Here is a 1,967-nt window from a genome sequence, read left to right on the forward strand (position 1 = left end):
GCCTGAGCCGTGGCAGCAGCGCGGCCTTGTCGGCGCCGGCAAACTCGACCAGCAGGATGGCCGCGGGCTTGCCGATCAGCGCGGTTTCCACCGTGGGCTTGAAGGCCGGGTTGGCAAGGCTCAGCTCGATCATCGTGCGGTCGACCAGCTCCACCGCCGTGGGCCCCAGCTTCACGATGTGCTGCGCCGCATCCATGGCCGCATGGAAGGTCGGAAAGTTCACGATGCCCAGCACCTTGGCGCGCGGCAGCGGCGCGAGCTTGAGCGTGAGGCTCCGGGTGTAGGCCAGCGTGCCCTCGGCGCCGACCAGAAGGTGCGCGAGGTTCACGCTGCCGTCGGCGGTGTAGGGGCGCTCGCTCTGGTTGTCGAAGATGTCGAGGTTGTAGCCCGCGACGCGGCGCAGCACCTTGGGCCAGTGGGCGTGGATCTGCTCGCGGTGCGCCAGCGCAAGCCCGTGCACGAACTTCGCGATGCCCGCCGCGCGGGCGCCCAGCGTGGATTGCGGGCCGAACTCCACCAACTCGCCGCTCGAGAGCCAGGCGCTCGCACCCAGCACGTTGTGCACCATGTTGCCGTAGGCGATGGAGCGCGAGCCGCAGGAGTTGTTGCCCGCCATGCCGCCCAGCGTGGCCTGTGCGCTGGTCGACACATCGACCGGATACCAGAGGCCGTGCGGCTTGAGCTGCGCATTCAGGTGGTCGAGCACCAGGCCGGGCTCGACGGTGGCGGTGCCCTCCTCCAGGTTCACGTCGAGCACGCGGCGGAAATGCTTGCTGTTGTCGATCACCAGCGCGGCGCCCGTGGTCTGGCCGCACTGGCTGGTGCCGCCGCCGCGCGCGAGCACCGGCACCTTCAGGTCGCGTGCGATGTCGATGGCGGTGGCAATGTCGCGTTCATTCGTCGGCACGAAGGCGCCGACCGGCGTGATCTGGTAGATCGACGCATCGGTGGCATAGCGGCCGCGCGAGCCGTCGTCGAACAGCACCTCGCCCTCGGTCTCGGCGCAGAGCCGCCGTGCGAGCAGCTCGCAGGTGTCGTTGGGCGGAAGAACGGTTCCGGCGGGCTGGATGTGGCTGGCGGGATCGACGCGCATGGTGAAGGTCAGCTCGCTGTGTGGGCCTGGGGATAGATCTGGCCGGTGCGCATCAGCTCCAGCACCGTGTCGCGCTTGCGCATCACGTGGGAGATGAGCACCTTGCGCATGCCGGCGGCATCGCGCGCGGCCAGCGCAACGATCATCTGCTCGTGCTCTTCGACCGCATGCTTCCACTTGGCATCGTTCTGGTTGGTGCGAAAGCGCAGCGACTGCACGCGGGCATTGATGGAGCGGTAGGTGCTGGACAGCACCGGGTTGCCCGCGGCCTCGTTGATGGCGGTGTGGATGCGCGCGTTGAGGCGGTAGTAGCCCGAGAGATCGCGCCGCGCGAAGCAGGCCATCATTTCGTAGTGCAGCGCGCGCACCTCGGCCAGTTCCTCGTCGGTGATGCGCTTGGCCGCGAGCTCGCCCGACATGCCTTCGAGCATGGCCAGCACCTCGAAGGTGTTGAGCACGTCGGCCTCGGTGAGCTTCACCGCCACCGCGCCGCGGTTGGGCAGCAGGTCGACCAGCCCTTCGGCCGCGAGCAGCTTGATGGCCTCGCGCAGCGGCGTGCGCGAGACGCGCAATTGAAGGCACAGCTCGCGCTCGTTGAGCTTGGCGCCGGGCGCGATGTGCCCTTCGACCAGCATCGTGCGCAGGCGCGACGCGACCTGGTCGTGCAGCGCGAGGCGCGAGATTTCGATGATGTCTGCGGTCATTTTTGTTTCCCTTGAATGCATTTTGAATGCAAAAAACCACAGCCGCAATCCCATTGAATAAGGGTAAACCATCATATTTAAATCAGTTTTGAATGCAAAACTGAAAGCGAAAGGACAGTCCCATGCTGCAACTCGACATCCATCCCACCGGTCGCCACTTCCTCCAGATC

At 66.3% G+C, this 1,967-nt stretch carries 2 protein-coding genes; both read right to left on the reverse strand.

The annotated features are described in order from the left end of the window. On the reverse strand, positions 1–1,093 hold a 1,093-nt coding region (locus AC1DOC_RS31515), incomplete at its 3' end, for an FAD-binding oxidoreductase (RefSeq protein WP_478131320.1). 8 nt (positions 1,094–1,101) lie between these two features. Continuing rightward, on the reverse strand, positions 1,102–1,797 hold the full coding sequence (locus tag AC1DOC_RS31520) for a GntR family transcriptional regulator (protein ID WP_018904476.1): 696 nt from the start codon (positions 1,795–1,797) through the stop codon (positions 1,102–1,104). Between the last annotated feature and the right edge of the window lie 170 nt (positions 1,798–1,967).

It is taken from the genome of Variovorax sp. 01T439_2, from assembly GCF_056398445.1.

Coding starts and splice junctions, on each gene's coding strand:
- AC1DOC_RS31520 (WP_018904476.1), bottom strand. CDS start 1,797: ATGACCGCAGACATCATCGAAATCTCGCGCCTCGCGCTGCACGACCAG.